This is a genomic window from Nonomuraea sp. NPDC049421 (assembly GCF_040677005.1).
In the GTDB taxonomy this organism is placed as follows: Bacteria; Actinomycetota; Actinomycetes; order Streptosporangiales; family Streptosporangiaceae; genus Nonomuraea; species Nonomuraea salmonea.
The window spans coordinates 200,873-226,267 of record NZ_JBFAQA010000011.1; the positions used below are offsets into that span (position 1 = coordinate 200,873).

Below are 25,395 nucleotides of genomic sequence, written 5' to 3' on the forward strand. Positions count from 1 at the left end.
GATCGGGGGCTCGGAGTTCGGGGGCTCATCGGAGTTCGGGGGCTCATCGGAGTTCGGGGGCTCAGAGGCCGTCGGTGGCGAGGCGGCCTCGGACGGCCGTGGCCAGCCAGACCGTGGCGAGGGCGGCGTAGCCGGCGAGCAGGGGCACCGCGGGCTGGGCGAGGAGCGTCCCGACGGTCGCGGCCAGGGCGAGGAGGGCGGACCAGGCGTACAGGACCGTGCGGCGGCGGGGTGCGCCGGTGTGGGCGGCCTCCTGGACGGGGGTGACCAGCGCCATGGCGGCCACCCCGGCGGTGCCCAGGGCCTCGTGGCCGAGTGCGATGCCCGCGGCGAGCAGGGCCGCGCCGACCACCACGAGCGCGAGGCAGCCCACCGCCACCCGGGCCGCCGTGCCCTCGAACAGCAGGCCGGTGGCCTTGTCCCGGGCCAGCCGCAGCGTGGTCCACGCCTCGGCGACCCACGCCACCCAGTGCAGCACCGCGAGCACGATGAAGACGGCGACGAGCGGCGGCACGACGGGCAGCAGGAAGACCAGCCGCCAGCCGCCGGCGAACCGGCCGCGGAGCCGCGACAACCACCGGTAGAGGGGGTTGCGCTGCTTGAGCGCCGCCACCAGCAGATCCCTGGCGACGCTGTAGCCGGGGTCGAGACGCAGCACCTCGCGGAAGGCGTCGGCGGCCTGCCGGGCGTCGCCTAACCGCAGCGACACGCGCCCATGGACGAAGTGCGCGGTCGGGCTCTCGGGATCCAGCCGTACGGCGTGCGCGGCGGCGGCCCGCGCCGGCTCCGCCTCGCCCTGGTTGACGTGGGCGAGGGCCAGCAGGCTCACCAGGTCGGTGTCCTCGGGGTCGATGGACAGCCCCTGCCGCGCCGCTCCGGCCATCAGCGGCCACTCGCCCTTGAGCATGTGGACGCGGGCCAGCAACTCCCACGCGGGCGCGTACTGCGGTTCGAGGTCCAGCGTGGTGCGGACGGCCGCCATGGCCCGATCGGCGTCGCGGGCCCGGTAGTACACCTGGGCGCCGGCGTAGTGGGAGAACCAGTGGTCGGGCGCGAGACGTACGGACTCCTCGGCCTCGGCGACCGCCTCGGCGACCCGGCGCTGCTCGACCAGGGCGAGCGCCAGCATGGCGTGCCCGGTGAGGTGCTGCGGCTCCTGCGTGAGCAGCCCGCGCAGCTCCCGCTCGGCGTCGGCCGGGCGGCGCAGCCGCAGGAGCGTGCGCGCCCGCTCGACCGGGTCGCCGACCTTCACCACTTGCCCTTGACCCAGGGCATCAGCTCGTCCCAGGCGCCGGAGTCGTTGGCGTGCATGACGTAGTTGCGCGCGGTGGCCATCCATTCGCGCACGGCCGTCGGGCGTACGCTCTGGGCCGCCGCCAGCAGGTCGGGCGTGGACAGCGGGATCGGCCGGCCCGCGCTGATCGACTGCTGCAGCTTGGCCTCGACCGCGCGGTCCACCACGCCCTTGAGGTCGGCGCCGACGAAGTGCTCGGTCACCTTGGCCACGGCGTCGAAGTCCATCTCGGCGAGCGGCTTGTCCCTGCACAGGATGCGCAGGATGGCGGCGCGGGCGGCGGCGTCGGGCGGGGGCACGAACACCGGCTGGTCGAGCCGGCCCGGGCGGCGGAAGGCGGCGTCGACGTACCAGGGGGCGTTGGTGGCGGCCAGCACCAGGACGCCCTCGTTGGCGTTCTGGTCCACGCCGTCCAGCTCGGCCAGGAACTGGTTGACGAGCTGCCTGGTGTGCGCCTGGCGCATGTCGGAGCGGCGGGCGGCGAGCGCGTCCACCTCGTCGAAGAACAGCACGCACGGCCGGTTGCGGCGGGCGAGGTCGAAGGTGGCGTGCAGGTTGCGCTCACTGGAGCCGATGTACATGTCGAGGATGTCGGCGAGACCCACGTTGACGAACGCCGCGCCCAGCTCGCCCGCCGCCGCCCTGGCGAGGTGCGTCTTGCCGGCGCCGGGCGGGCCGTACAGCAGGACGCCGCCGCCCGCGCGCTTGCCGAACGCGGCGAACAGGTCGGGCTGCTGGATCGGCAGCAGCAGCTTGACCCGCAGCGCCTCCTTGACCGCCTCCATGCCGGCCACGTCGGCGAACGTCAGCCCTGAACTCTGCACCTCGGCGTTGCTCTCGGGCGCGAGCGGCGATCCCGGCTGCGGAGTGACCAAGGCGGGCCCTGGCCCGGCTGCGGCGGGTGGCTGCGGGACGGGGGACGGCGCGGGCGGCGGGTTGAGCCGGGCGGCGAACTCGGGGTCGGCCAGCGCGGGATCCCGGGAGATCGCCTCGAAGTACCGGTACGCGGCCCGCCCCAGATCGCCCTCACCGGCCAGCGCCCTGGCCGCGAGCACCCCGGCCCTGGGCGGGTAGCCGGGCTCGGCGAGCAGCGGTTCGAGCGCGGCCAGCGCGGAGCCGTACGCGCTCTGCCGGACGAACGCCTCGGCCAGACCGGTGATGATCTCGGGGTTCTTGGGCGAGAGCACGAGCGCCGCCCTGAACTCGGCCTCCGCGTCGGCGAGATAGCCCTTGGCCAGGAGCTGCCCGGCGAGGTGCTGACGGAGTGGCAGGTTGTCCGGGGACAGGCGGGCCGCCTCGCGGAGCGCCTGCAGACCGGCGTCGTCGGGCACGTGCCGTTCCCTTCTGTCGCGAGTGTTCGGTCGAGTAGGCAAGATACCGAACTGCCCGCGAAAGGCCAGGAACGGGCGAGGCCGGGCGCCCCCGGGAAGGGGCGTCCGGCCTCGGGAAGCGTGCGGTCAGGCGGCGTGCAGGTAGACCTGGCCGAACACCTCGGACAGGTGCTTCAGGTCGGTGGCCTGGTCGACCTCGGGGTTGGCCGGGTCGTAGAGGGTGGCCAGCCGGGGCTTGACGGAGCCGAGCTTCTTGAGCCGCTCCCAGGTGGCGTTGCCGGCCCACTGCTCGCCGTACGCCCGGTTGACCTGGCCCTTGTCGTCCTGCCAGCGGGTCCACAGGGTGACGGTCTCGGCGGCGTCGTTCTGCAGCGGGGTCGCGACGCGCTCGGAGATGACCTGGTCGATCTGCTCGTCCTTGAGCTCGGCTCCGGCGAGGGTGGCGTCCTCGGCGGCGATCTGGGCGTAGGCGTCCCAGGCGCGGGCGCGGACCTGGATCCACTGGTTGCGCTGGGCCTCGTTCGCGTCGATCTTCCACTCGGCGTACTGGCTGGCCAGGTGGCCGTCGTCGAGGGCGAGCTGGTCGATGTAGCCCTTGCTGAGCCAGGCGCCGATGCGCTCGGGGTCGAGCAGCGGGTACTTCTCGGTCATCGCGGTCTTGCAGGCGTCGTTCGCGCCGCAGCCGAGCAGCGGCACCACCGTGTGCGCGGCCAGCTTCTTGCCGGGCAGCAGCGTGCGCAGCGTGGTCGCGGCCTCGCTGACGAAGGTGTCCAGCTCCTCGGCGGTGCCGAAGGTCTGGTTGTAGCCGAGCTGCGAGGTGAACCGCACGCCCACGACGCCGGGCTGCGCGACGGCCAGCGCGGCGATCTTCTTGGCGGCCTCGGCGAGCTTGCCCGCCTTGTAGTCGTCGGCCAGCTCGGTGTCGATCCAGACGCGCATCGTGGTCTGGACGGCGGCCTGCGCGGCCTGGCCGGCCGGGGTGGCCTTGGCGGCGCTCTTCTCGGCGGCGCTGATGCCCGTCGGGTCGACGTAGCACTGCTCGCCGTTCTGGCACTCGGGGGTGCCGCCGTCCTCGGCGCCCGGCACGTCGGGGTCGCCGATGTCGTGCATCTCGCCGTCACCCTCGCCGTCGGTCGGGCACTGGGCGCCCGGCTCCTGGCAGTCGATGGTGATGGGGTTCATGGGGCCGGCGTCGATCATGTTCTGGCCGTCGTCGTTGAGCCAGAACCTAGCGATGTCGGCGGCCTCGTCGGGCTTGGCCAGCCAGGTGCAGACGACGTACGCCGGGGTGTCGGCGGCCATCAGGTCGTTGCAGCTGCGGTCGTCGTCCTCCGACCACGCGGGAACGCCGATGCCGAGGAGCGAAAGGGTGAGTCCGATGATGAAGACCTGCCGTAGCCGCCGTCTCATGGCACCTTACTTCCAGGGGGTGATCGTGGGCATATCGCACACTATCCGGACGATCAACAACGTTCAATGAGATCAGCAGCGTTCTTCCCCCATTTCTCCACGCCCTGTAACCCTCGCTGTCGACGCCGTACACCGGCCTTTAATCCCGCGACAGAGCCGGTGAACTGCGGCAGAATGGCGGAGTTTGGCATAAAGCGGGGGGTTGAGTGGCGTGCATTCCTTTCTCGGCGATCTCGGGCTGCTCCGTGACCGCCGCTTCTCCCTGTTGCTGACCGCCAGGACCATCTCCATGCTGGGCAGCTCGTTCGCGCCCGTCGCACTGGCGTTCGGCGTCCTGAACCTGCCCGGCGCCACCGCCACGACCCTGTCGGTGGTGCTCACCGCGCAGTCGCTGCCGATGATCCTGTTCATGCTGATCGGCGGCGTGATCGCGGACCGCCTCCCGCGCCAGCGGGTGATGATGGTCGGCGAGTTCCTGCTCGCGACCGGCTATTTCGCGCTGGCGGTCATGCTGCTCACCGGCTGGACCCCGCTGGGCGCGCTGGCCGCCGCCGCCGCGCTCGCCGGGGTGGCCAGCGCGGTGACGTACCCCGCACTGACCGGGATCATCCCCGAGGTCGTCCCCGCCGACCGGCTGCAGACCGGCAACGCGCTGCTCGGCCTCGGCGCCAACGCCTCCCGCGTGGCGGGGGCGGTGCTCGGCGGCGCCACGGTCGTGCTGTTCGGCGGCGGCTGGGCGCTGGCGGTGAGCGGCGCGATGTTCGCGGTGGCCGGGCTGCTGATCGCCAACCTGCGCCTCAAGCCCGGTGAGCGGGCCCGCCAGGAGGCCCACTCGGTGCTGGCCGACCTGCGCGACGGCTGGCGGGAGTTCCGCTCGCGGCAGTGGATCTGGGTGGTGGTCGCGCAGTTCTCGCTGCTGGTCATGGCCGTGCAGGCCGGGCACGGCGTGCTCGGGCCGCTGATGGCCAAGGAGTCGCTGGGCGGGCCCGCCGCCTGGTCGGCGTTCCTGACCGGCGAGGCCGTGGGGACGATCGTCGGCGTGCTGGTCTCCCTCCGGGTGCGCCCGCGCCGGCCCATCCTCGTCGCGGTGCTGCTCTGCCTGCCGACCGCCCTGCCGTACGTGACGCTCGGGGTCGGCGCGCCGCTCTGGGCGATCGTGGGCGCGGCCTTCGTGCTCGGCGTCTGCTTCGACGTGTTCGGCGTGCTGTGGCAGACGACGATGCAGCGCGAGGTCCCGCCCGAGGCGCTGTCGCGGGTCAGCTCGTACGACGTGCTCGGCTCGCTGATGTTCGGCCCGATCGGCCTGCTGCTCGCCGGGCCCGCGGCGGCGGTGTTCGGCACCCAGCAGGCGCTGCTGGGGTGCGCGGCCCTCGTCCTGCTCTCGACGCTGGCCGCGCTGCTCTCACCGGGCGTGCGCGACCTGCGCGCGCCTCAACCGGCCGCTCCGGTCCCCCAGGCGTGACGCCTCACCAGGTCTGGCCGCTGGTCCGCAGGCCGCGGCTGGGTGTGCGCGGGTGGTCGCCGAAGCGCGGCTCCGGCTCGTACGCGCCGTCCAGCACGCCCGCCACGTAACCGGCCCACGCGGGGCCGTGCTTGAACCCGTGCCCCGAGTCGCCGCCCAGCACCCACACGCCGGGCGAGACCTCGGTCAGCAGCCACTCGGCGTCGGGCGTCAGCGCGTACTGGCAGACCTGGGTGAACAGTACCGGCAGCTCCGCCAGGCTCGGGAAGCGGCGCCGCAGGTAGCCGCGGGCCTGCTCGACGCTGCCGGGGTCCACGACGCGACGGCCGTGCTCTGGCTCGTACGGCGGCCCCTCCGCGTCGGAGGTGGCCTTCATGCCCACGCCGTCCACGTCGCCGTGCCCGTATGCGGAGGCGCCGTGGTCCACCCAGGCCGGCGTCTCGGGCAGCGACCACTGCGGCGGCGCGGCGAAGTGCAGGGTGTCCTGCTTGGTCACGGTGATCGGCAGCCCGTCGAACAGCTCGGGCAGCCACGCGCCGCACGCCCAGACCACCCGGTCGGCGTGGTGGACCTCGCCGTCGATCTCGACCGCGCACGCGTACGGCGCCGCGCCCCCAGCCGTGTCCCCCGCCGTGTCCCCCGCCGTGTCCCCCGCCGTGTCCCCCGCCGTGTCCCCGGCTGTGTCCCGCCTCACCGGCACCGCCCGCGCCCTGATCAGCCGCACCCCGGCGGCCTGTGCCAGCGCGGCGGTGACCTGGGTGGCCCGCCTGGCGCGCAGCACGCCCGCGTTCGGCTCCCACAGCAGGAAGCTGAGGTCGTCGCCGCGGAAGTCGGGGAAGAAGCGGCGGCCGTCGGCCGGGTCGAGCACCTCACACTCGATGTCCAGATTTTTCAGGACCTGGGCGCTGGCGTGCTCCCACCCGTCCGGCTTCCTGGCGAACCACAGCATGCCCGACTCGACGTACAGGTCCTCGCCGGCCCGCTCGCCCAGCCGCAGCCAGCCCTCCCTGGCCTGCCAGGCGAGGCGGGCGTACCAGTCGTCGTCGCCGTGCGAGCAGCGCAGCAGCCGCGTCTCGCCCGCGCTGGCCTGCCGCACGTGCCCCGGCCTGTGCTGCTCCACCAGCGTCACCTGCCAGCCGGTTTCGGCCAGCCGCAACGCCAAGGACGACCCCCAAATACCGGATCCGACCACAATGACCGATTTCATGCCTCCACGGTGACCGCAAACCGCAGCCCCCGCAAGAGGGTCAGACGATGATCAGCCGGACGACCACGCCCGCGCAGTTGCCCGCCACACAGATGCGTACGGGCACCTCGGAGATGCCCGCCGCGGCCGGGACGCCGCCCACGTGGCCGTCGGGCCCGATGGCCACGCCCGCGGGCACCTTGTCCAGGTCGGTGACGGTGAAGGTGGGCACCACGCCGCTCGGGCCGCCGTTGACGCCGATCTCGCCGTCGAGCGGCGTGCCGGCCCGGCCGGGGAAGGTCAGCTCGCGCGGCTCCCACGGCACGTTCGCCAGCACCACGAGTGTCAGGCTCTCCTCCTGGCAGGAGCCGTCGGAGCAGACGCCCACGCGGACGGCGTAGGTGCCGGGACGCTCGGGCCTGCCCGACAGCCGGCCGCTGCCGTCCACGCGCACACCGGAGGCGAGGTACGCGGGCCGGAACGTGACGCCCTTGGCCCGGGGCAGCAGCGTCTGGCTGACCTCGATGCCCTGCGTGACGTAGAAGGTGTCCTCGACCAGGCTCGGGCTCGCCGGGGTGGTGAGCGAGGCCTGGTTGACCAGGGTCGCGGTGAGCGGCGGCATGGCAGGCGACAGCACGCACAGCGCCATCCCGGCAAGCAGGAGAACCCACCATTGCCGCATGTTTACCCCCCGGCTCTTCCCTGCCCTTACGTACCCCTCCAGCAGGGCGGCGTCACCACTGGATAATCGGTCGCATGGCCGCAGAATCCGCTCAGACCCTCGAACGCGGGCTCCGCCTGCTGCGCCTGCTCGCCGACGGGAAGGGCGGGCGCACGCCGACCGAGCTGAGCGGCGAGCTGTCGCTGAGCAGGCCCGTCGTCTACCGCCTGCTGACGACGCTGCAGGGCGAGGGCTTCGTGCGCAGGGACGCCGAAGGCAGGGTGCACCTCGGGTTCGGGGTGCTGGCGCTGGCCCAGGCCGTCCAGCCGCTGCTGCGCGCGGCGGCGACGCCCACGCTGCGGCGGCTGGCCGAGCAGGTGGGCGCGACCGCGCACCTGACCGTGGCCGAGGGCGACGACGGGCTGGCCGTGGCGGTCGTGGAGCCGTCGTGGACCGACATGCACGTGGCCTACCGCGAGGGCTCGCGCCATCCGCTGACCAGGGGCGCGGCGGGGCGGGCGATCCTGGCGCTGCGCGAGGGCCGGTCTGACCACAGGCACGACTACTTCGTCACGGAGGGGCAGTTGCAGGAGGGGGCACGTGGCGTCGCCGCGCCGGTCACCGGCCTGCCGTGGCTGGAGGCGTCGGTGGGGGTGGTGACGTTCGGGCCGCTGGAGGAGTCCACGGGACCGCGCGTGGTTGCGGCCGCCGCCGAGCTGGCCGCCGAACTGACCACTGGACTGAGTTGACTTCTCCAGGCCGATGGCGGACGGTGGTTCCAGATAAAGGACACTTCCGTCCGATAACCGGACAGCAGTGGAGGGGTGGATGCCGTACTACCGCGCCGTGGGAGAGGTGCCGCGAAAACGGCACGTGCAGTTCAGACGGCCGGACGGCGGCCTCTACGCAGAAGAGCTGATGGGCGAGGAGGGCTTCTCGTCCGACTCCTCGCTGCTCTACCACCGCCACCTGCCGACCGCCATCGTCAAGGCCGACGCCGTCACCCCGGCCCTGGAGACGACGCTGCGGCCCAACCTGCCGCTCTCGCCCCGCCACTTCCGCACTCAGGAGCTGGCCAGTGCCGGTGACCTCGTCACCGGGCGCATGGTGCTGGCGGGCAACGCCGACGTCCGGTTGTCGTACGCCACCAGCGACCGGCCGAGCGAGCTCTACCGCAACTCCATGGGCGACGAGTGCGTGTACGTGCAGCGGGGGCGGGTCCGCTTCGAGTCCACGTACGGGGTGATCGAGGCCGGCGAGGGCGACTACGTGATCGTCCCGACCGGCACCATCCACCGCTGGGTGCCCGACGGCCAGGTCAACGTGCTGGCCATCGAGGCGTCCGGGCACATCAGGCCGCCCAAGCGCTACCTGTCGCAGTACGGCCAGTTCCTTGAGCACGCCCCCTACTGCGAGCGCGACCTGCGCGCCCCCTCCGAGCCGCACGTCGTCTCGGGCGAGGAGGTGCCGGTGCTGGTGCGCACGCGGGGCGGGCTGACCAGGCTGGTCTACCGCCACCACCCGTTCGACGTGGTCGGCTGGGACGGCTACCTCTACCCTTACGCGTTCAACATCGAGGACTTCGAGCCGATCGTGAAGAAGACGCACGCGCCACCGCCCGTGCACCAGACCTTCGAGGGGCCCGGGTTCGTGGTGTGCTCGTTCTGTCCCCGGCCGCTCGACTACCACCCGGAGGCGGTTCCGATCCCGTACAACCATCACAACGTGGACTCCGACGAGTTCATGTTCTACGTGGGCGGCGACTACTCCGCGCGGGCCGGCTCCGGCATCGACGTCGGGTCGATCTCGCTGCATCCCGCCGGCTTCACGCACGGGCCGCAGCCCGGCGCCGTGGAGGCGGTGATCGACGCCGTCTCACGTGGCGTCACCGTGACGAGCGAGATGGCCGTCATGGTCGACACCTTCCGCCCGCTCGACCTCGGACAGGGCGCTCTGTCCTGCGAGGACCCCGGATACGCCTGGACCTGGGCACGATGAAGCTCTACTCCGCACTCGTCGACGACGCAGGACTGTTCCCGCCGTCGTCCCTGCACATGACCGAGGCGCTGGCCCGCAACCGGCGCGACCTTGAGCACGGCAGCGACGTGCTCACCCACCGTTTCCTCTGCCCGGCCAGCCGGCTCGACCGGCTGCGCGGCGCCGACTACCGGCCGCGCCACATCGGGCTCATCGCCGACACCGCCGACCTGCCCGACTTCGGTGACCTGCCGGTGGACTTCGTCGAGACGAAGCTGCCGCCCGACAGCACGATCGAGGCGCTGGCCGACCGGCTCGGGCTACCGGAGGGCGTACGGCTGTTCGCCGAGGTGCCCGCGCACAAGACCGCCGGTGACCTGCCGCCCAACACCGGGCTCAAGGTGCGCTGCGGCGGCGCGGCGGCCGAGGACTTCCCGCCGGTCGAGCACCTCGCGCAGTTCATCAAGTCGTGCGCGGACAACGGCATCCCGTTCAAGGCGACGGCCGGGCTGCACCACGCCGTACGCCACTTCGACCCCTCGCTCGGCGTCGACCGCCACGGCTTCCTCAACCTGCTGCTGGCCGTCTGCGAGGCCGTCGAGGGCCGCGACCCGACGCCCGTGCTGCGCTCCACCGACGTCGGCCACCTCGTGCGCCTGGCCCGCGCGGTGCCCGACGAGACGGCCGCCCGCGCCAGGCGGCTGCTGGTCAGCTACGGCTCCTGCAACACTACCGCGCCGCTCGACGACCTGTGCGCGCTCGGACTGATCGAGGAGGAGGATCGGTGAGCTGGGGTGTGGACAACCTGCCCTACGGGGTCTTCTCCTGCCCGGGAGAGCGGCCCAGGGTCGGCGTCAGGTACGGCGACAAGGTGCTCGACCTGGCCCCCGCGCTGCACGACGAGGTGTTCGCGGCGCCCTCGCTCAACCCGTTCATGGCGCGGGGCCGCGCGGCCTGGCACGCCACCAGGGAGCTGATCCGCAACAAGCTGACCACCGACCTGTCCGTCACCGAGGCCCACCTGATCCCGCTCGACCAGGTGCGCCTGCACCTGCCGTTCGAGGTGGCCGACTACGTCGACTTCTACTGCTCGATCGAGCACGCGAGCGCCGTCGGCCAGATCTTCCGCCCCGGCCAGGAGCCGCTGCAGCCCAACTGGCGGCACCTGCCGGTCGGCTACCACGGCAGGGCGGGCACGGTCGTGGTGTCGGGCACGCCGGTCAGACGACCGAGCGGGCAGCTCGGCCCCGGCAGGTTCGGGCCGTGCGAGAAGCTCGACATCGAGGCGGAGCTGGGGTTCGTGGTCGGTGTGCCGACCGAGCCCGGCGAGCCGGCGGGGTCGTTCGACGAGCACGTGTTCGGGGTGACGCTGGTCAACGACTGGAGCGCGCGCGACATCCAGGCGTGGGAGTACGTCCCGCTGGGTCCCTTCCTGGCCAAGTCGTTCGCCACGTCGGTCTCGCCCTGGGTGACGCCGCTGGAGGCGCTGCCGCGCGTCCCCGGCCGGGCCCAGGACCCCGAGCCCGCCCCCTACCTGCGCCGCCGGGCGGACTGGGGGCTGGACATCACGCTGGAGGTGCTGCTCAACGGCGAGGTGATCTCCCGGCCGCCCTACGCGGGGATGTACTGGACGCCCGACCAGATGCTCGCGCACCTGACGGTCAACGGGGCCACGCTGCGGACGGGCGACCTGTTCGCCAGCGGCACGATCTCCGGCCCCGAGCGCGACCAGCGGGGCTCGCTCATGGAGCTGACCTGGAACGGAACCGACCCGATCAAGCTGCGGGGCGGCGAGACGCGGACGTTCCTCCAGGACGGCGACACGGTCACGGTCAGGGCCGCCGCGGGCGGGGTGACCCTGGGGGAGGTTTCCGGAACTGTCGGATAAGTGACTCGACGTGCTTGCACCGTGACTCACCGCTACCCTGGGATCTCCCTCTCCCTCGGAAAGCAGGAGTCACATGCGTCGTGCCGCGATGTTCTGTGTCGCCTTCCTCCTGGTCTGCGGCTGCACGTCCGTCACCGCGGCCACGCCTTCCGCGCCGCCCGTCGTGCGGGTCTGGCCGCCGTTCGACACCAAGCGGGCGCGGCCCGACCGCGGCCTGGTCGTCAGGGCCCAGGGCGGCACGCTCAGCCGGGTGCTCGTCTACCAGGCCGGCGAGCCGGTGCCGGGGCGGCTCGACGGGTCGCGTACGACGTGGCGCACCGACTGGACGCTCAAGCCCGCCACCGAATACACGGTCACCGCCACCGCCACCCGTGAGGGCGCGCCCGCCACCGTCGCCATGGGCCGCGTCCGCACCCGCGCCGTCGACACGGCGTTCCAGGTGGCCCGCATCACGCCGCTGCCCGGCGAGACCGTCGGCGTCGGCATGCCGATCATCATCGACTTCGACACCCCGGTCAGCGACCGCGCCGCCGTCGAAGAGGCGCTCGAAGTGCGCACCTCCACGCCTGTCGAGGGGGCGTGGCGCTGGCTCGGCGACACCCGGGTCGCCTACCGTCCCCGCCGCTTCTGGACACCCAGACAGCAGGTCACGGTCACCGCCCACCTGGCCGGCGTACGCGCGGGCGACGGCCTCTACGGCGCCACCGACACCACCTTCGCCTTCACCGTCGGCCGCAGGCAGACCAGCACCATCGACGCCAGGACCCACCAGATGGTCGTCACGCGCGACGGGCGGGTGGCCCAGCGCATGGCCATCAGCGCCGGCATGGCCACCACCGTCGAATACACCACGACCAGCGGCTGGCACCTGACCATGGACAAGGGCAACCCGGTCCGCATGATCTCCCCCGGCCGCGAGGAGGGCGACCCCGGCTACTACGACCTGATGATCGACCACGCGGTCCGCATCTCCGACAGCGGCGAATACGTCCACGCCAAGGACAACGTGTGGGCCCAGGGCCGGGCCAACGTCAGCCACGGCTGCGTCAACGCCCGCCCCGACCAGGCGGCCTGGTTCTACGCCACCTCGCTGCGCGGCGACCCGGTGCTCATCACCGGCACCGACCGGCCGCTCGAATGGCACAACGGATGGGGTTACTGGCAACTCCCGTGGGAGAAATGGCGCCAGGGCAGTGCGCTCCTGGGAAAGGGCGCCGGTGACGTGCTGGTACCGAGGGGTTGATATCAGGATTACCGTAGAGGGTGGGGGAACCAGATAAGAGTGCAGGCCCGTTATACCTTGAGGAGGGCCGGACATGGACGAATGGATCATCTGGGTAATCCTGGCGATCGTCCTCGGTGTTGCCGAAATCTTCACTTTGACGGCGTCCCTCGGTCTGCTCGGCGTCGCGGCGCTGCTCACCGCTGCCGGCGCGGCCATCGGATTGCCCGTTCCCCTGCAGTTACTCCTCTTCGCCGTGACGTCCACCGCCGGCTTGCTGGTGCTCAAGCCGATCGCGATGCGCTATATCAAACATCCGCCGTTGCAGCGTTTCGGCGTGGAAGCACTCGTCGGAAAGCCCGCCTACGTCGTCTCCGAGGTGACGGGCAGAGACGGTCGCGTGCGCATCGGGGGCGAGGAATGGTCGGCGCGCGCCTACGACGAGACCCTGGTGATCCCCGCAGGGGCGACCGTCGACGTCATCGAGATCGAGGGGGCCACCGCCCTCGTATATCCCCGGGAGTGATCCATGGACCCGCTGTTGCTGGTCGGAATCTTCATCATCCTGTTCGCGGTGATCACGATGCTCAAGGCCGTGCGCATCATCCCGCAGGCCAGGGCGCGCAACGTCGAGCGGCTCGGCCGCTATCACCGCACGCTCAAGCCAGGTCTCAACTTCGTCATCCCGTACATCGACCGCGTCTACCCCATGATCGACCTGCGTGAGCAGGTCGTCTCCTTCCGCCCCCAGCCGGTCATCACCGAGGACAACCTGGTCGTCGAGATCGACACCGTGCTGTACTTCCAGGTCACCGACCCGCGGGCGGCGGCGTACGAGATCGCCAACTACATCCAGGCGGTCGAGCAGCTCACGGTCACCACGCTGCGCAACGTCGTCGGCTCCATGGACCTGGAGAAGACCCTCACCTCCCGCGACACCATCAACAGCCAGCTGCGCGGCGTGCTCGACGAGGCCACCGGCAAGTGGGGCATCCGCGTCAACCGCGTCGAGATCAAGGCCATCGACCCGCCGAAGACCATCAAGGACGCGATGGAGAAGCAGATGCGGGCCGAGCGCGACAAGCGGGCCGCGATCCTCAACGCCGAGGGCCAGCGGCAGTCGCAGATCCTCACCGCCGAGGGTGACAAGCAGAGCCGCATCCTGCGCGCCGAGGGCCAGCGCACCGCCGCGATCCTGGAGGCCGAGGGTCAGTCGCGGGCCATCGACCAGGTCTTCCAGGCCGTGCACCGCAACGACCCCGACCCCAAGCTGCTCGCGTACCAGTACCTCCAGGTGCTGCCGCAGCTCGCGCAGGGCGACGGCAACACGTTCTGGGTGATCCCCAGCGAGGTCACCTCGGCGCTGCAGGGCGTCTCCAAGGCGTTCACCGAGGCGCTGCCCCGCACCGCGACCAGGGAGGACCTGCCCGAGTCGTCCGCCGCGGACGAGGAGGTCGCCAAGGCGGCGGAGGCGGCGGCCGAGGCGGTCGCCGACGCCCAGGAGGCCAACGGGCCGCGCCAGCTCACCCAGGCGGCCGAGGAGCCGTCCGCGTTCCCCGGCCTCGACAAGAAGCCCACCGAGGCCGAGCACCGCTGACCGGCCACGACACGCCGCCCGCCGACGCGGCGGGCGGCGTTTCTCACGCCCGCTGATCGCCGTCGAAGTACGCCGCCAGCTCCGGGTCGAGCGGCGGCACGTCGTACGGCCGGCCGCCGTCGCGCAGCGACATCGTGGCGAGGTAACCGGCCGCGACGCTCATCCTGGCCGCCACCGGCGAGGTGTCGGTCACCCCGCCCTCGCGCGCGAACCTGATGAACTCCGACATGATCTGCACGTCCGCGCCGCCATGCGTGCCCCGCGCCTCCGGCACCTTGTACGCGATGTCGCAGTCGTCCCGGTATCCCGTCGGCCCGGTGTTCCAGACCTTGACCGTGGCGCCCGGCCCGTCGCCGAAGTTCTCCAGGCGGCCCTCGGTGCCGATGACCGTGTAGTTGCGCACGTAGTCGGGCGTGAAGTGGCACTGCTGGTAGGCGGCGATGACGCCGTTGTCGAGCCGCATGTTCATGACCGAGACGTCCTCGACGTCCACGACCGGGTTGAGGTCCTTGCGTGCGGTGGGCGGCCAGTCGTCGGCCAGCAGCCACTCGCCGTCCGGCCGGAGCGTGCCGGGGGCGCGGCGCGGCAGGTCGTCGTGGAGCAGCAGGTCGCCGAGCGCGTTGACGCGGGTGGTGTAGCCGCCCGCCAGCCAGTGGATGACGTCGAGGTCGTGGGTGGCCTTCTGCAGCAGCAGGCCCGTCGTACGGGTGCGGTCGGCGTGCCAGTCCTTGTAGTAGAACTCGGTGCCGTAGCCGACGAAGTGGCGCACCCAGATGGTCTTGGGCTCGCCGATGACGCCCTTGGCGATGATGTCGCGCATCAGCCGGACGACGCCCATGTGCCGCATGTTGTGGCCGACGTACAGCTTGGTGCCGCTCTCGCGGGCGGTGCGCAGGATGGCGTCGCAGCCCTCGACCGTGATGGCCATGGGCTTTTCCAGGTAGAGGGCCTTGCCGGCGCGCAGGACGTCGACGGCCAGCCGCTCGTGCGTGTCGTCGGGGGTGTTGACCACGATCGCGTCGAGGTCGGGGCGGCCGAGCAGCTCGCGGTGGTCCTGGGTGAGGAAGGCTGCCGCGGGGAACTTCGCGGACTGCCGCTTGAGCACGGCGGGGTCGGCGTCGCACAGGGCGGTCACTACGCCCCCCTCGCCGGGCCGGTCGGCGGCGAGGGCGATGCTGGTCCGCAGGCCGAGCCCGATGACTCCGATGCGCAGGTCTTCCACTGACGTCCTCTCCGAATAACGCAAGTTGCTTGCTTTAACCTCGCACGATCTCCCGAAAAAGGTCAATACATGGCTCGAACGCGCGACATCGCGCAGCCGATACTCAAGCGGGCAGCGTAAACAGGCGCCGCTCGGCGTGGTCGAGTGCCCACCTGACCGCGCCCAGCACCACGCACTCGTTGCCCAGCGTCGAGGCCACCACTGGCGGCGGACAGAGACAGACGTCCGCGAACCGCTCCGCGATCGGCTCAAGCAGCAGGTCACCGGCCTTCGACAGGCTGCCGCCGATCACCACCAGCTCGGGGTCGAGCGGGTTGACCACGGTGAGCAGCCCGTCGCCGAGGTGGCGGGCGAACGCGCGGACGGCCGCCAGCGCCCGCTCGTCACCGGCCCGCGCCCGCTCGACGGCGAACTCGGCGGCCTCGCGCTGCGAGCGCATCTCCCCCGGCTCGGCCGCCAGCGCGTAGTCGATGACGTGCCGGTGGGCCAGCCAGTGGTCGCCCGACTGGCGGCCGATCTCGCCCGAGGCCGTGTGGGCGCCCCGATGCGGCCGGCCGCCGATGAGCAGGCCGAGGCCCAGCCTGCTGCCGGTGAACAGGTAGACCACGTCGTCGTGGCCGCGCGCCTGCCCGCGCCAGTGCTCGGCCAGCACCGCGAGCCGCATGTCGTTCTCGACCAGCACGGGGGCGGGCAGCCTGCGGGCCAGCTCGCCGCGCAGGTCGAGGCCCGTCCAGCCGGCCAGCGCGACGCTCTTGACGACCCGGCCCGCGCCGTCGATCGTGCCCGTGGTGCCGACGCCCACCGCCGCCAGGCCGGACACCGGCAGCCCCGCCTCGGCCGCCACCGTCTCGACCAGCCCCGCGACGGCGTCGAGCCGGTCGGCGGCGGGCATCGCGGCGTGGTGGCGCAGACGCCGGGCGGCCACCACCGTGCCGTCGAGGTCGCTCACCATCGCCCGCAGCCAGGACGAGCCGACGCCCACCCCCACCACGTGACCTGCCGCGGCCCTGAACCTGAAGCGCCGCGCGGGCCGCCCCCGCCTGCGGTCGCCGGGCTCCTCACCGCACTCCTCCGCCCAGCCGCCCGCCACCAGGTCGTCGACGATGACCTCGGCCGTGGGCCTGGACACCCGGGCCGCACCCGCCAGCTCGGACACGGTGGCCGCGCCGCTCTCGCGCAGGACGCGCAGGATCGCCGCCGAGTTGAGCCTGCGCAGGAGGGAGGCGTCGCCGCTCTGCTGCCGCATCCGTCCTCCGGTTATCTCAAGTCGGTTGGCTAATTGTGCCAGGTGCGGAGGTCGCGTGAAGCGGAGCTGTGGGGGCACTTAAGAACTCCTCGATGGACACGTCCCGAGCCGAAGCGGCACAGTGCGTTGCGACGCGTCATGTCCTGCCTCGCTCGCCGAGCCCCTTCCGGGGCGGCGGGGTGACGGGGCCGGGGCTCGTCAGTAGGTTGTGACAGGGGGAAGCGACGTCATGAAAGCGCTGGTCAAGAACCAGGCCGAGCCTGGCCTGTGGCTGGTGGACGTGCCGGAGCCGGAGCTGGGGCCCGGTGAGGTGAAGATCCGGGTCCTGCGTACCGGGATCTGCGGCACGGACCTGCATATCCGGAAATTTGATGATTGGGCGCGGCACACGCTGGAGCTGCCGCTCATCGTGGGCCACGAGTTCAGCGGCCACGTCGTCGAGGTCGCGCCCGGCGTCGAGGACATCGCCGTCGGCGACCTCGTCAGCGGCGAGGGCCACCTCGTCTGCGGCAAGTGCCGCAACTGCATGGCGGGGCGCCGGCACCTGTGCCGCAACACGGTCGGGCTCGGCGTCAACAGGGACGGCGCCTTCGCCGAGTACGTCACCCTGCCCGCCACCAACGTCTGGGTCCACCGCAACCCCGTCCACCCCGACATCGCCGCCATCTTCGACCCCTTCGGCAACGCCGTGCACACCGCGCTCTCCTTCCCGCTCGTCGGCGAGGACGTGCTGATCACCGGCGCGGGCCCGATCGGGCTCATGGCGGCGGCCGTGGCCACCCACGTCGGCGCGCGCAACGTGATGATCACCGACGTCAGCGACGAGCGGCTCGACCTGGCCGGCAAGCTCGGCGTCTCCCTCGCCGTGAACGTCGCCCGCTCCTCCATCGCCGAGGGCATGCGCCAGCTCCACCTGCGCGAGGGCTTCGACGTGGGCCTGGAGATGTCCGGCAACCCGGTGGCGGTGCGCGACATGATCGCGAGCATGACCCACGGCGGCAGGATCGCCATGCTGGGGCTGCCCGCCGAGGAGTTCGCCGTCGACTGGGCGACGGTGGTGACCTCGATGCTCACCATCAAGGGGGTGTACGGCCGGGAGATGTACGAGACCTGGTACAACATGTCCGTCCTGCTGGAGAAGGGGCTCGACCTCAGCCCGGTGATCACCGACCGGTTCTCGTACCAGGACTTCGACGCCGCCTTCGACACGGCGGCGAGCGGCCGTACCGGGAAGGTCATCCTCGACTGGAGCGACGCCACCGGCGGCGCGGCCCCGACCACGAACAGGAGCGCCTGATGTTCACCAACGTGCGCGAGCAGCTGCGTGCGACACTCGACGAGATCACCGAGGCCGGGCTGCTCAAGCCCGAGCGCGTCATCTCCACCCCGCAGAGCGCCCAGGTCGGCGTGGCCGGGCGCGAGGTGCTCAACTTCTGCGCCAACAACTACCTGGGGCTCGCCGACGACCCGGCGGTGGTCGAGGCGGCCAAGGAGGCGCTCGACCGGTGGGGCTTCGGCATGGCCTCCGTCCGGTTCATCTGCGGCACCCAGGAGGTGCACAAGGAGCTGGAGTCGCGTCTGTCGGACTTCCTCGGCATGGAGGACACCGTCCTCTACAGCTCCTGCTTCGACGCCAACGGCGGCGTGTTCGAGACCCTGCTCGACGCCCAGGACGCGGTGATCTCCGACGCGCTCAACCACGCCAGCATCATCGACGGCATCCGCCTGTCCAAGGCCCAGCGCTTCCGCTACGCCAACCGCGACATGGCCGAGCTGGAGTCCCGGCTCAAGGAGGCGTCGGAGGCGCGGCGGCGGCTCATCGTGACCGACGGCGTGTTCTCCATGGACGGCTACGTCGCGCCGCTGCGCGAGATCTGCGACCTGGCCGACCGCTACGACGCCATGGTCATGGTCGACGACTCCCACGCCGTCGGCTTCGTCGGCCCCACCGGGCGCGGCACGCCCGAGCTGCACGGGGTGACCGACCGGATCGACATCATCACCGGCACCCTGGGCAAGGCGCTCGGCGGGGCCAGCGGCGGTTACGTCGCGGCCCGCAAGGAGATATGCGACCTGCTGCGGCAGCGGTCCAGGCCATACCTGTTCTCCAACTCCCTGGCGCCCGTCATCGCGTCGGCCTCGCTGCGCATCCTCGACCTGCTGGAGACCTCCAGCGACGCCCGCGAGCGGCTGCGCGCCAACACCGCGCGCTTCCGCGAGGGGATGACGAAGGCCGGGTTCGACATCCTGCCGGGCGACCACCCGATCGTGCCCGTCATGATCGGCGACGCCGCCGAGGCCGCCGCCATGGCCGAGCGCCTGCTCGACCTGGGCATCTACGTGATCGGCTTCTCCTACCCCGTCGTGCCGCACGGTAAGGCGCGGATCCGCGTCCAGCTCTCCGCCGCGCACTCGACGGAGGACGTGGACCGCGCGATCGAGGCGTTCACCCAGGCCCGCACCGCCGTCTGACCCCGGGGCGCGTATCCTCGCTGCGTGATTGACACGCGGCGGCTGCGTACGCTGCGGGCGGTGGCCGACCACGGCACGGTCACCGCCGCCGCGGCCGCGCTGCACCTGACGCCCTCCGCCGTGTCCCAGCAGCTCGCCGCGCTGGAGCACGAGGTGGGCCACCGCCTGCTCAACCGCGACGGGCGCGGCGTGCACCTCACCGCCGTCGGCAGGATCATGCTGTCCCACGCCAACGAGGTGCTCGCCCAGCTCGAACGGGCCGAGGCGGAGGTGGCGGCGTACACGACGGGCGAGGCGGGCGAGGTCACGGTGGCCTGCTTCGCCACGGCGATCAGCGCCGTGCTCTCCCCCGCGATCACCGCGCTGCGCGGCACCGCGCCCGGCGTGCGGGTCCGCGTCCACGACGCCGAGGGCGACCAGGGCCTCGCCATGCTGCTGGACGAGCGCGCCGACCTGACCATCGCGGTCGAATACCGCGGCGCCCCCGACGCCGCCGACCGCCGCCTGTCGCGCCACCCCCTGTACGCCGAGCCGTTCGACCTGGTGCTCCCCCGTGACCACCCTTTGGCGGGCTCGGCGACCCTCGTCTCGCTGGCCACCGAGACCTGGATCGGCCCCCACCCGGGCAACCCGGTGCACGACGTGATCACGTTCGCCTGCCAGCAGGCCGGTTTCACGCCCGGCCTCGTCCACTGCTCCGACGACTTCCGCGCCGTGGTCGCCCTGGTCGGAGCCGGTGCCGGGGTGGCGCTCGTGCCACGGCTGGCGCTGCGCGACATGGCGCTGCCCGGCGTCGTCGTCCGCCACACGCCGGGTCCGGAACGCCGGGTCTTCGCCGCCGTACGCCGGGGCTCCGACGCCCATCCCCTCCTGCGCCCGCTCCTCGCCGCGCTCCGCGAGGTGGCCGGATCCCTCGGAACGGGCTGAAACACTCCGCCCATATCCGGACATCTCCTCGGGTGTGTTCGCCGATCGCAAGGACCACCCCGTGACTCCTCCGCTCCCTGAAGGGAGCGGCTTCTCGCTAAGCCGCTTATGAAGCCTGGCGAAGGGCAAGCCCTGCCCTGAGGATGTTGATGGCCGCGTTCACGTCGGCGTGCGCGGTATGCCCGCACGCCGTACAGGCGAACACGGCCTGGCTGACGCGGTTCTCCTTCGCGCAGTGGCCGCAGGCGGCACACGTGCGGGAGGTGCCGGCGGGGTCGACTGCGATCAGCTCTCGACCGGCGCTTTCAGCCTTGTGCGCGAGGATCTGCAGGAACACCCCCGACCCGCGTCGAGGACCGACGCTCGAGGTGAAGCCCGGCACCGCCGCCTTCGAACGCATGATCGCCCCCGTGACGCCCGACCACCGGCACCTGACCGAGATCGAGAGCATCTTCCCGCCCGGCCCGTGCGACAAGCTCGGCGGCTGCGCCACCGGCTTCAGGGTCCCGAAGGACTTCTCCGGCACCGCGAACATCAGCGTCTTCCGCAAGGCGCGGCCGGGCGAGGAGTACCAGAGCGTCACCACGTTCACGGCCAAGGACGAGCCCATGCACTGCGTGCCCTACCTGGACAAGAGCGTCACCGAGGTGGTGGGGCTGCTGAAGGAGCGCGGGGTGCGGGTCAGCGAGTACGTCGACTCCACGCTCGTCGGCGCCGACGGCGGCAGCGCCGAGCGCCCGTCCGTGCCCGGCGATTGGCACGTGGAAGGCGGCTACCTCACCGAGCCCGGCGTGGCCACCCTCAGGGTCTCCGAGGAGCCGATGGCGAAGGAGGACATCACCTTCCAGAACGACAAGTCGCTGAGGGCCTACGGCTGCCCGATCGCCTGATCTTGAGAGGTAGCCTGCGCCCATGACACGCGAGCGGCTGGGCGGCCTTCCCTACCGGAGGCTGCTCGGCCTGCCCGGGGTCGCGGCGCAGGCCGTGCTCGGGTTCCTGGCGCAGCTCACGCAGCAGGTGGCGCCCGTCGGCATCGTGCTCGTGACGCAGCGCGCCACCGGCTCGCTGGCGTTCGCGGGGGCGACGGCGGCGGCGTTCGCGGTGGGGGCGGGCATGGGACGCCCGGTGCAGGGGCGGCTGATGGACCGGCGCGGCGCCGGCCCGGTGCTGGCCGGCACGGCCGTCCTGCACGTGGCGGCGCTGCTGGCGCTGCTCGCCTGCGCCCGCGCCGGCCGGCCGTGGTGGCCGCTGCCCCTGCTGGCCTGGACGGCGGGCATCGGCCTGCCGCCGATCTCGGTCAGCATGCGCATCGCGTGGGGCGCCAGGATGGCCGCCGAGGGGCGGACGGCCGCCTACAGCCTCGTCTACCTCGTCCAGGAGACGGCCATGATGGTCGGGCCGCTGGTGTTCGGGCTGCTGATCGCGGTGGCCTCGTCGTCGCTGGCGCTGGGCGTGGTCGCGGGGGCGGCCGGGGCGGGGACGCTGAGCTTCGCCCGCGCGCTGCGTACGGGGCATGTCGCGGCCGTCCGGCAGCGGGGGCGGGTGCTCGCTGACCGGCGGATGCTCATGCTGCTGGCCGTGACCACGCTGCTCGGGGCCGTCGTGGGGGCGCTGCAGGTGGGTGTGCCCGCGCTGGCCGCAGCCCGCGACGTACCGGCCGCGACCGGGCTGCTCGTGGCCGCCCTGTCGCTGGGCGGCATCGCGGGCGCCGCCGCGTACGGTGCCCGCGCCTGGCGCTCGCGCGTCCCGGTGCGGCTCGCCTCGCTGCTGCTCGTCCTGGGACTCGTCCTGGCGCCGCTGGTGCTGGCGGGGCCGCTGGCGGTGTTCTGGGCGGCGCTGTTCGCGGGCGGACTGATGCTGAATCCGTCCCTCACCACCTCGTCCCTGCTGGTGGACGAGTACGCGCCGGCCGCCCAGGGCGAGGCGTTCGGCTGGGTGTCCACGGCGATCGGCATCGGCGGCGCGCTGGGCTCCGCGGCGGCCGGCGTGGCGGGCGAACGGTTCGGCCCGTCGGCCCCCTTCCCCGCCGCCGCCCTCTTCGCCCTGCTGGCCGCCGCCCTCGCGGCGACCCTGATCAACCGCGGGCCACGGTGACGGCCTCCGTGAAGCGGGCGTAGGTGGCCAGTTCCGCTTCCACCGGCTGCAGCACCTGCTCACGGCCGACCTGCGCGATGGCCGTACGCAGCGCCTTCGCCGTACGCCTGGCCCTGCGCCGCCCGCCCAGCCAGGCCGCCAGCCGGGACGCCAGCGCGATGAGCACGCCCGCCACCGCCCCGCCGAGCAGCAGCACCGTCGGCCACGGCACCTCGCCGGCGGTCGGGAGCGGCGGCTGCGGCAGCCGCAGGTAGTCCATCGCGAACAGCACGCCCAGCCACAGCGCCCCCGCCAGCAGGGCACAGAAGACCAGCCACTGCAGGACGTTCACCGCCCGCCACCACCGTGGCCGCCTGGTCGCGCCCACCGAGGTCGTGGCCACCACCCGGTCCACGGCGTCCGTCAGCTCACCGGCCCGCGACCGCGCCGCCTGCCGCACGGCCACCGCCCAAGGGCCGGGCAGCCCGTCCGCCGCCGCCTCGCCGACGTCTCTGATCGCGGTCTCGACCCGGGCACGCTGCGCCCCCGACGCGGCCGGCACCGACGTCCGCCCGACGACGTCCTTTCCCCGGCCCGCCTCGATGCGCAACCTGCGCAGCGGATCGGGCCTGAACCTCCTCAGCCACCGCGTCACCGGCCACCCGGTCGCCACCACGGCCCGATGCCGATGCCCCTTGGCCACCGCCTCCACGATCACCGGCACCCCGGCCGCCACGCACAACGCCTCGGTCAGCCCCCGCTCCGCCCCACCCGGCCGCTTGCCCGCCCCCTCCCGCTCGGTCGCGGACGGCTCACCGGCGGCGTGGGGATCGGTGACGAGATGGCCGGCGGCGGTGGTCACGTCGGCGGAGAGGCGGGCCGACCACGAGCGGCGGTCCGCGACGCGCTCGGCCAGCAGACCGCGCAGGTCGTCGAGGCCCTGGCCGGTCCTGGCCGAGACCGCGAGCACCGGGACCCCGGTGAGGCCGTCGCCGTTCAGCAGGCGGCGCAGGTCGTCGAGGCAGCGGTCGACGGCGGCGGGCGGCAGCCGGTCCACCTGGTTGAGCACCACCACCGTCACGTCGCGGTGCCCGGCCAGCGGGCGCAGGTAGCGCTCGTGCAGGGCGGCGTCGGCGTACTTCTGCGGGTCCACCACCCACACCAGCACGTCCACCTGACGGACCAGCCGGTCCACCTCCAGGCGGTGGGACAGGCGGATGGAGTCGTGGTCGGGCAGGTCGAGCAGGACGAGCCCGGCCAGGTCGCCGGTCTCGCCCGCCGGGTGGCGGTGCGGCACCTCCAGCCAGTCGAGGAGCGGGCCCGCGCCGTCGCCGTCCCACAGGGCGGCCTGGGCGGTCGAGGTCGTGGGCCTGGTGACGCCGACGTCCGCGAGCTGCCGTCCTGCGAGGGCGTTGTAGAGCGAGGACTTGCCGCTGCCGGTGGCGCCGGCCAGGGCGACCACGGTGTGCTCAAGCGACAGCTCCCGCCGCGCCCCGGCCCGCCCGGCCACCTCCCGAGCCGCCGCCACGACCTCATCCGGCAACCGCCCAGCCCCCAGCTCGGCCGCCTCGGTCAGGGCGGCCAGCCGGACGTCGAGCGACGGCCCCTCCTTACGCCGCAACACCTTCACGCCCCCTCCTCCCGCCCAGAGCCGGGCCGCCCACGCCCCTCCTCGTCAGCGGACGGCCCACCTCCGGTCGAGCCCTGTCCCAACGTGGGGAATTCGGCGGTCGGAAGCTCCGTGCGGTGCTCTTGGATGCGGCGGGCGGCGGCGCGCAGCGCGTCGGCGGTGCCCCGGGGCGGCTCGGCCGCGTCCAGCAGGTCGAGGAAGCGGTCGGCCTCGTCGGCCAGCAGCTCGCGTACGCGGTCACGGAGGTCCTCGCGGGCACGGGCGGTGAGCGTCCGTACGGCCTGGTCGCCGAAGACGGCCTCCAGGATCTTCTGGGACAGCACGCTCGTGCCGCCCGCGATCCCCACCTCGATCCCGGTGAGCCCGCCGGTGGAGGCGAAGACGGCCAGCATGAGCAGGAGCCCGGCCCCGTTCACGCTGAAGGACGCCACGCGAGCGGCGGTCCGCCGTTCGGCACCCTCCTCGCGGACGAGGTCCAGCACGTACGCCTGCCACCCCCGCACCGCCGCCTCGGCCCGCCGCGCGAGGTCTCCCGAGGCCCGGCCGAGGCGCGCGGACTCGACGGCGCCGAGCCGTTCGAGCAGCCCTGGACCGCCGGGCGCGGCCGACCAGCCTTCAAGGGCGCGTTCCGCGGCGCCGTCGGCAGAGCCCCTGATGAGCGCCTCGACCCCGCTCTCCAGCGCGTCGCGAAGCTGCACCTCGGGCGCACGCCCGGTGAAGAACCCGACGACCCGGTCACGCAGCCACCCGACCCGGCTCTCCAGGGAGCGCATGAGGTCGCCGGTGCCGATGAAGTCCTGCCACCGGGCCAGCACCTCGCCCCGCAGCAGGGACCCGTCGCGCATGCCGGCGTCGAAGTCGGCCATGCCACCCGCGTACGCGGCCTCGACGATGTCGCGCAGCGACTCGAAGGCGCCCTGCTGGCGTTCGACGGCGGCGGCCAGCGCCGGCACCCGGGTGGCCAGGCTGTCGAGCGCCCCGGTGAGCGTCTGCCGCACGACCAGGGACCGCTGGGCGGCGTCGGCGGCCAGCGCGGTGAGCCAGTCGGCGATGGGCCGGACGGAGGCGACGGGCAGCCGGGCCTTCTCGTCGGGCAGCGCCGCCTCGGGCACGGTGAACAGCCGGGTGCCTTGGAGACCGTTCTCGCGCAGCAGCCGTTCGAGGTCGCGGGAGACGGGCTCGACGGCCTCGGGCGGCACCCGGTCGAGGACGACGGCGAGCGCGGTGCTGCGTTCGCGGGCCGAGCGCAGGAAGCTCCACGGCACCTCGTCGGCATACCGGGCGGCGGTGGTGACGAACAACCACAGGTCGGCGGCGGCGAGCAGCTGGGCGGCCAGCTCCCGGTTGGCGGTCACCACGGAGTCGATGTCGGGCGCGTCGAGCAGCGCGAGCCCGGCCCCGAGCGCGGGCGAGGTGACGACGCGCAGCGCGCCGGGCCCGTCGCCGGTGACGCGGGACAGCCCCGGCAGCACGTTCTGGCCCATGAACCAGGAGCGGTCGGCCGGGCTGACGACGAGCGTCGGCACGAGCGTGGTCGGCCGCAGCACGCCAGGCTCGGCCACGTCGGCCCCGACCAGCGAGTTGACCAGCGTGGACTTGCCGGCCCCCGTGGAGCCGCCGACGACGGCGAGCAGCGGCGCGTCGATCGAGCGCAGCCGTGGCAGCAGATAGTCGTCGAGCTGCCCGGTCAGGTCGCGCAGCGCGCGCCGCTCGGCCGCGACATCGCCGACGGCCAGCGGGAACAGCTCCCGGTCCAGCGGCCGCCGCAGCGACTCGAGCGCGCCGAGCAGGTCCATG

23 protein-coding genes are annotated in these 25,395 nt (G+C 72.8%); 13 read left to right on the forward strand and 10 right to left on the reverse strand.

Annotated elements, in window-relative coordinates:
- Positions 1-61: 61 nt before the first annotated feature.
- From AB0K18_RS20730 to AB0K18_RS20740, 3 genes are all read right to left on the reverse strand, one after another.
- On the reverse strand, positions 62-1,252 hold the full coding sequence (locus tag AB0K18_RS20730) for a tetratricopeptide repeat protein (protein ID WP_364916344.1): 1,191 nt from the start codon (positions 1,250-1,252) through the stop codon (positions 62-64).
- On the reverse strand, positions 1,249-2,625 hold the full coding sequence (locus AB0K18_RS20735) for an ATP-binding protein (protein ID WP_364916347.1): 1,377 nt from the start codon (positions 2,623-2,625) through the stop codon (positions 1,249-1,251). Before AB0K18_RS20735 ends, AB0K18_RS20730 begins: the two co-directional genes overlap by 4 nt.
- 126 nt (positions 2,626-2,751) lie before the next feature.
- A complete protein-coding gene (locus AB0K18_RS20740; RefSeq protein WP_364916349.1) occupies positions 2,752-4,035 on the reverse strand; it encodes a hypothetical protein in 1,284 nt (427 codons plus the stop codon).
- A gap of 211 nt (positions 4,036-4,246) precedes the next feature.
- Between AB0K18_RS20740 and AB0K18_RS20745 the strand changes: the two genes are divergently transcribed.
- The gene (locus AB0K18_RS20745; RefSeq protein ID WP_364916352.1) at positions 4,247-5,497 is read left to right on the forward strand and encodes an MFS transporter; all 1,251 of its coding nucleotides are present in this window, start codon (positions 4,247-4,249) and stop codon (positions 5,495-5,497) included.
- Between the two features lie 4 nt (positions 5,498-5,501).
- Here the strand turns inward: AB0K18_RS20745 and AB0K18_RS20750 are convergent, their stop codons facing one another.
- Positions 5,502-6,704, reverse strand: a complete 1,203-nt coding sequence (locus AB0K18_RS20750; RefSeq protein ID WP_364916355.1) for an FAD-dependent oxidoreductase — start codon at positions 6,702-6,704, stop codon at positions 5,502-5,504.
- Positions 6,705-6,744: 40 nt separating this feature from the next.
- Positions 6,745-7,365: a hypothetical protein gene (locus AB0K18_RS20755; protein ID WP_364916358.1), complete on the reverse strand. Its 621-nt coding sequence runs from the start codon at positions 7,363-7,365 to the stop codon at positions 6,745-6,747.
- A gap of 74 nt (positions 7,366-7,439) precedes the next feature.
- On the opposite strand from AB0K18_RS20755, the gene AB0K18_RS20760 reads away from it, so the two are divergent.
- The 7 genes from AB0K18_RS20760 (at position 7,440) to AB0K18_RS20790 (ending at position 14,028) form a co-directional block, all read left to right on the forward strand.
- Entirely contained in the window at positions 7,440-8,093 is a 654-nt protein-coding gene (locus tag AB0K18_RS20760) for a helix-turn-helix domain-containing protein (protein ID WP_364916361.1), read from the forward strand.
- Positions 8,094-8,172: 79 nt separating this feature from the next.
- On the forward strand, positions 8,173-9,342 hold the full coding sequence (locus tag AB0K18_RS20765) for a homogentisate 1,2-dioxygenase domain-containing protein (protein WP_364916364.1): 1,170 nt from the start codon (positions 8,173-8,175) through the stop codon (positions 9,340-9,342).
- Entirely contained in the window at positions 9,339-10,109 is a 771-nt protein-coding gene (locus AB0K18_RS20770) for a hypothetical protein (protein ID WP_364916367.1), read from the forward strand. Before AB0K18_RS20765 ends, AB0K18_RS20770 begins: the two co-directional genes overlap by 4 nt.
- Positions 10,106-11,209 carry a fumarylacetoacetase gene (gene fahA / locus AB0K18_RS20775; RefSeq protein WP_364916370.1) on the forward strand — a complete coding sequence of 368 codons (1,104 nt, stop codon included), beginning with the start codon at positions 10,106-10,108 and terminating at the stop codon, positions 11,207-11,209. Before AB0K18_RS20770 ends, fahA begins: the two co-directional genes overlap by 4 nt.
- Before the next feature lie 73 nt (positions 11,210-11,282).
- Complete coding sequence (locus AB0K18_RS20780; protein WP_364916373.1) at positions 11,283-12,452, forward strand: Ig-like domain-containing protein; 1,170 nt, start codon at positions 11,283-11,285, stop codon at positions 12,450-12,452.
- Between the two features lie 73 nt (positions 12,453-12,525).
- Positions 12,526-12,957: an NfeD family protein gene (locus tag AB0K18_RS20785; RefSeq protein ID WP_364916376.1), complete on the forward strand. Its 432-nt coding sequence runs from the start codon at positions 12,526-12,528 to the stop codon at positions 12,955-12,957.
- A 3-nt stretch (positions 12,958-12,960) separates the two neighbouring features.
- Positions 12,961-14,028 carry an SPFH domain-containing protein gene (locus AB0K18_RS20790; protein WP_364916379.1) on the forward strand — a complete coding sequence of 356 codons (1,068 nt, stop codon included), beginning with the start codon at positions 12,961-12,963 and terminating at the stop codon, positions 14,026-14,028.
- Between the two features lie 43 nt (positions 14,029-14,071).
- Here AB0K18_RS20790 and AB0K18_RS20795 read toward each other — a convergent pair whose 3' ends face one another.
- Together AB0K18_RS20795 and AB0K18_RS20800 are read right to left on the reverse strand one after the other, a co-directional pair.
- Entirely contained in the window at positions 14,072-15,250 is a 1,179-nt protein-coding gene (locus tag AB0K18_RS20795; protein WP_364916382.1) for a Gfo/Idh/MocA family oxidoreductase, read from the reverse strand.
- Positions 15,251-15,353: 103 nt separating this feature from the next.
- Entirely contained in the window at positions 15,354-16,496 is a 1,143-nt protein-coding gene (locus AB0K18_RS20800; RefSeq protein WP_364916385.1) for an ROK family transcriptional regulator, read from the reverse strand.
- A gap of 229 nt (positions 16,497-16,725) precedes the next feature.
- On the opposite strand from AB0K18_RS20800, the gene tdh reads away from it, so the two are divergent.
- Genes tdh through AB0K18_RS20815 form a run of 3 tightly spaced genes read left to right on the forward strand, consistent with a single transcriptional unit; the run spans position 16,726 to position 19,895 of the window.
- On the forward strand, positions 16,726-17,793 hold the full coding sequence (gene tdh / locus AB0K18_RS20805) for an L-threonine 3-dehydrogenase (protein WP_364916388.1): 1,068 nt from the start codon (positions 16,726-16,728) through the stop codon (positions 17,791-17,793).
- Positions 17,793-18,968, forward strand: a complete 1,176-nt coding sequence (locus tag AB0K18_RS20810; protein WP_364916391.1) for a glycine C-acetyltransferase — start codon at positions 17,793-17,795, stop codon at positions 18,966-18,968. The genes tdh and AB0K18_RS20810 overlap by 1 nt, the downstream gene beginning before the upstream one ends.
- A gap of 24 nt (positions 18,969-18,992) precedes the next feature.
- Entirely contained in the window at positions 18,993-19,895 is a 903-nt protein-coding gene (locus AB0K18_RS20815) for a LysR family transcriptional regulator (protein ID WP_364916394.1), read from the forward strand.
- A gap of 106 nt (positions 19,896-20,001) precedes the next feature.
- Here AB0K18_RS20815 and AB0K18_RS20820 read toward each other — a convergent pair whose 3' ends face one another.
- Complete coding sequence (locus tag AB0K18_RS20820; RefSeq protein ID WP_364916398.1) at positions 20,002-20,295, reverse strand: transposase; 294 nt, start codon at positions 20,293-20,295, stop codon at positions 20,002-20,004.
- Between AB0K18_RS20820 and AB0K18_RS20825 the strand changes: the two genes are divergently transcribed.
- The gene (locus AB0K18_RS20825; RefSeq protein WP_364916401.1) at positions 20,294-20,785 is read left to right on the forward strand and encodes a hypothetical protein; all 492 of its coding nucleotides are present in this window, start codon (positions 20,294-20,296) and stop codon (positions 20,783-20,785) included. The two genes, AB0K18_RS20820 and AB0K18_RS20825, sit on opposite strands and share 2 nt — an antisense overlap.
- 22 nt (positions 20,786-20,807) lie before the next feature.
- Positions 20,808-21,989, forward strand: a complete 1,182-nt coding sequence (locus AB0K18_RS20830) for an MFS transporter (RefSeq protein WP_364916404.1) — start codon at positions 20,808-20,810, stop codon at positions 21,987-21,989.
- Here the strand turns inward: AB0K18_RS20830 and AB0K18_RS20835 are convergent.
- Positions 21,970-23,598, reverse strand: a complete 1,629-nt coding sequence (locus AB0K18_RS20835; protein WP_364916407.1) for a YfjP family GTPase — start codon at positions 23,596-23,598, stop codon at positions 21,970-21,972. The two genes, AB0K18_RS20830 and AB0K18_RS20835, sit on opposite strands and share 20 nt — an antisense overlap.
- Positions 23,595-25,394, reverse strand: coding sequence for an ABC transporter (locus AB0K18_RS20840; RefSeq protein WP_364916410.1), 1,800 nt, complete (start codon positions 25,392-25,394; stop codon positions 23,595-23,597). The genes AB0K18_RS20835 and AB0K18_RS20840 overlap by 4 nt, the downstream gene beginning before the upstream one ends.
- Position 25,395 lies beyond the last annotated feature (1 nt).

Excerpts from the sequence above, each read along its gene's own strand:
- AB0K18_RS20780 (WP_364916373.1), top strand. The coding sequence starts at position 11,283 with ATGCGTCGTGCCGCGATGTTCTGTGTCGCCTTCCTCCTGGTCTGCGGC.
- tdh (WP_364916388.1), top strand. The coding sequence starts at position 16,726 with ATGAAAGCGCTGGTCAAGAACCAGGCCGAGCCTGGCCTGTGGCTGGTG.
- AB0K18_RS20820 (WP_364916398.1), bottom strand. The coding sequence starts at position 20,295 with ATGCGTTCGAAGGCGGCGGTGCCGGGCTTCACCTCGAGCGTCGGTCCT.
- AB0K18_RS20800 (WP_364916385.1), bottom strand. The coding sequence starts at position 16,496 with ATGCGGCAGCAGAGCGGCGACGCCTCCCTCCTGCGCAGGCTCAACTCG.
- AB0K18_RS20765 (WP_364916364.1), top strand. The coding sequence starts at position 8,173 with ATGCCGTACTACCGCGCCGTGGGAGAGGTGCCGCGAAAACGGCACGTG.
- AB0K18_RS20840 (WP_364916410.1), bottom strand. The coding sequence starts at position 25,394 with ATGGACCTGCTCGGCGCGCTCGAGTCGCTGCGGCGGCCGCTGGACCGG.
- AB0K18_RS20750 (WP_364916355.1), bottom strand. The coding sequence starts at position 6,704 with ATGAAATCGGTCATTGTGGTCGGATCCGGTATTTGGGGGTCGTCCTTG.
- AB0K18_RS20790 (WP_364916379.1), top strand. The coding sequence starts at position 12,961 with ATGGACCCGCTGTTGCTGGTCGGAATCTTCATCATCCTGTTCGCGGTG.
- AB0K18_RS20785 (WP_364916376.1), top strand. The coding sequence starts at position 12,526 with ATGGACGAATGGATCATCTGGGTAATCCTGGCGATCGTCCTCGGTGTT.
- AB0K18_RS20755 (WP_364916358.1), bottom strand. The coding sequence starts at position 7,365 with ATGCGGCAATGGTGGGTTCTCCTGCTTGCCGGGATGGCGCTGTGCGTG.
- AB0K18_RS20740 (WP_364916349.1), bottom strand. The coding sequence starts at position 4,035 with ATGAGACGGCGGCTACGGCAGGTCTTCATCATCGGACTCACCCTTTCG.
- AB0K18_RS20760 (WP_364916361.1), top strand. The coding sequence starts at position 7,440 with ATGGCCGCAGAATCCGCTCAGACCCTCGAACGCGGGCTCCGCCTGCTG.
- AB0K18_RS20770 (WP_364916367.1), top strand. The coding sequence starts at position 9,339 with ATGAAGCTCTACTCCGCACTCGTCGACGACGCAGGACTGTTCCCGCCG.
- AB0K18_RS20810 (WP_364916391.1), top strand. The coding sequence starts at position 17,793 with ATGTTCACCAACGTGCGCGAGCAGCTGCGTGCGACACTCGACGAGATC.
- AB0K18_RS20830 (WP_364916404.1), top strand. The coding sequence starts at position 20,808 with ATGACACGCGAGCGGCTGGGCGGCCTTCCCTACCGGAGGCTGCTCGGC.
- AB0K18_RS20825 (WP_364916401.1), top strand. The coding sequence starts at position 20,294 with ATGATCGCCCCCGTGACGCCCGACCACCGGCACCTGACCGAGATCGAG.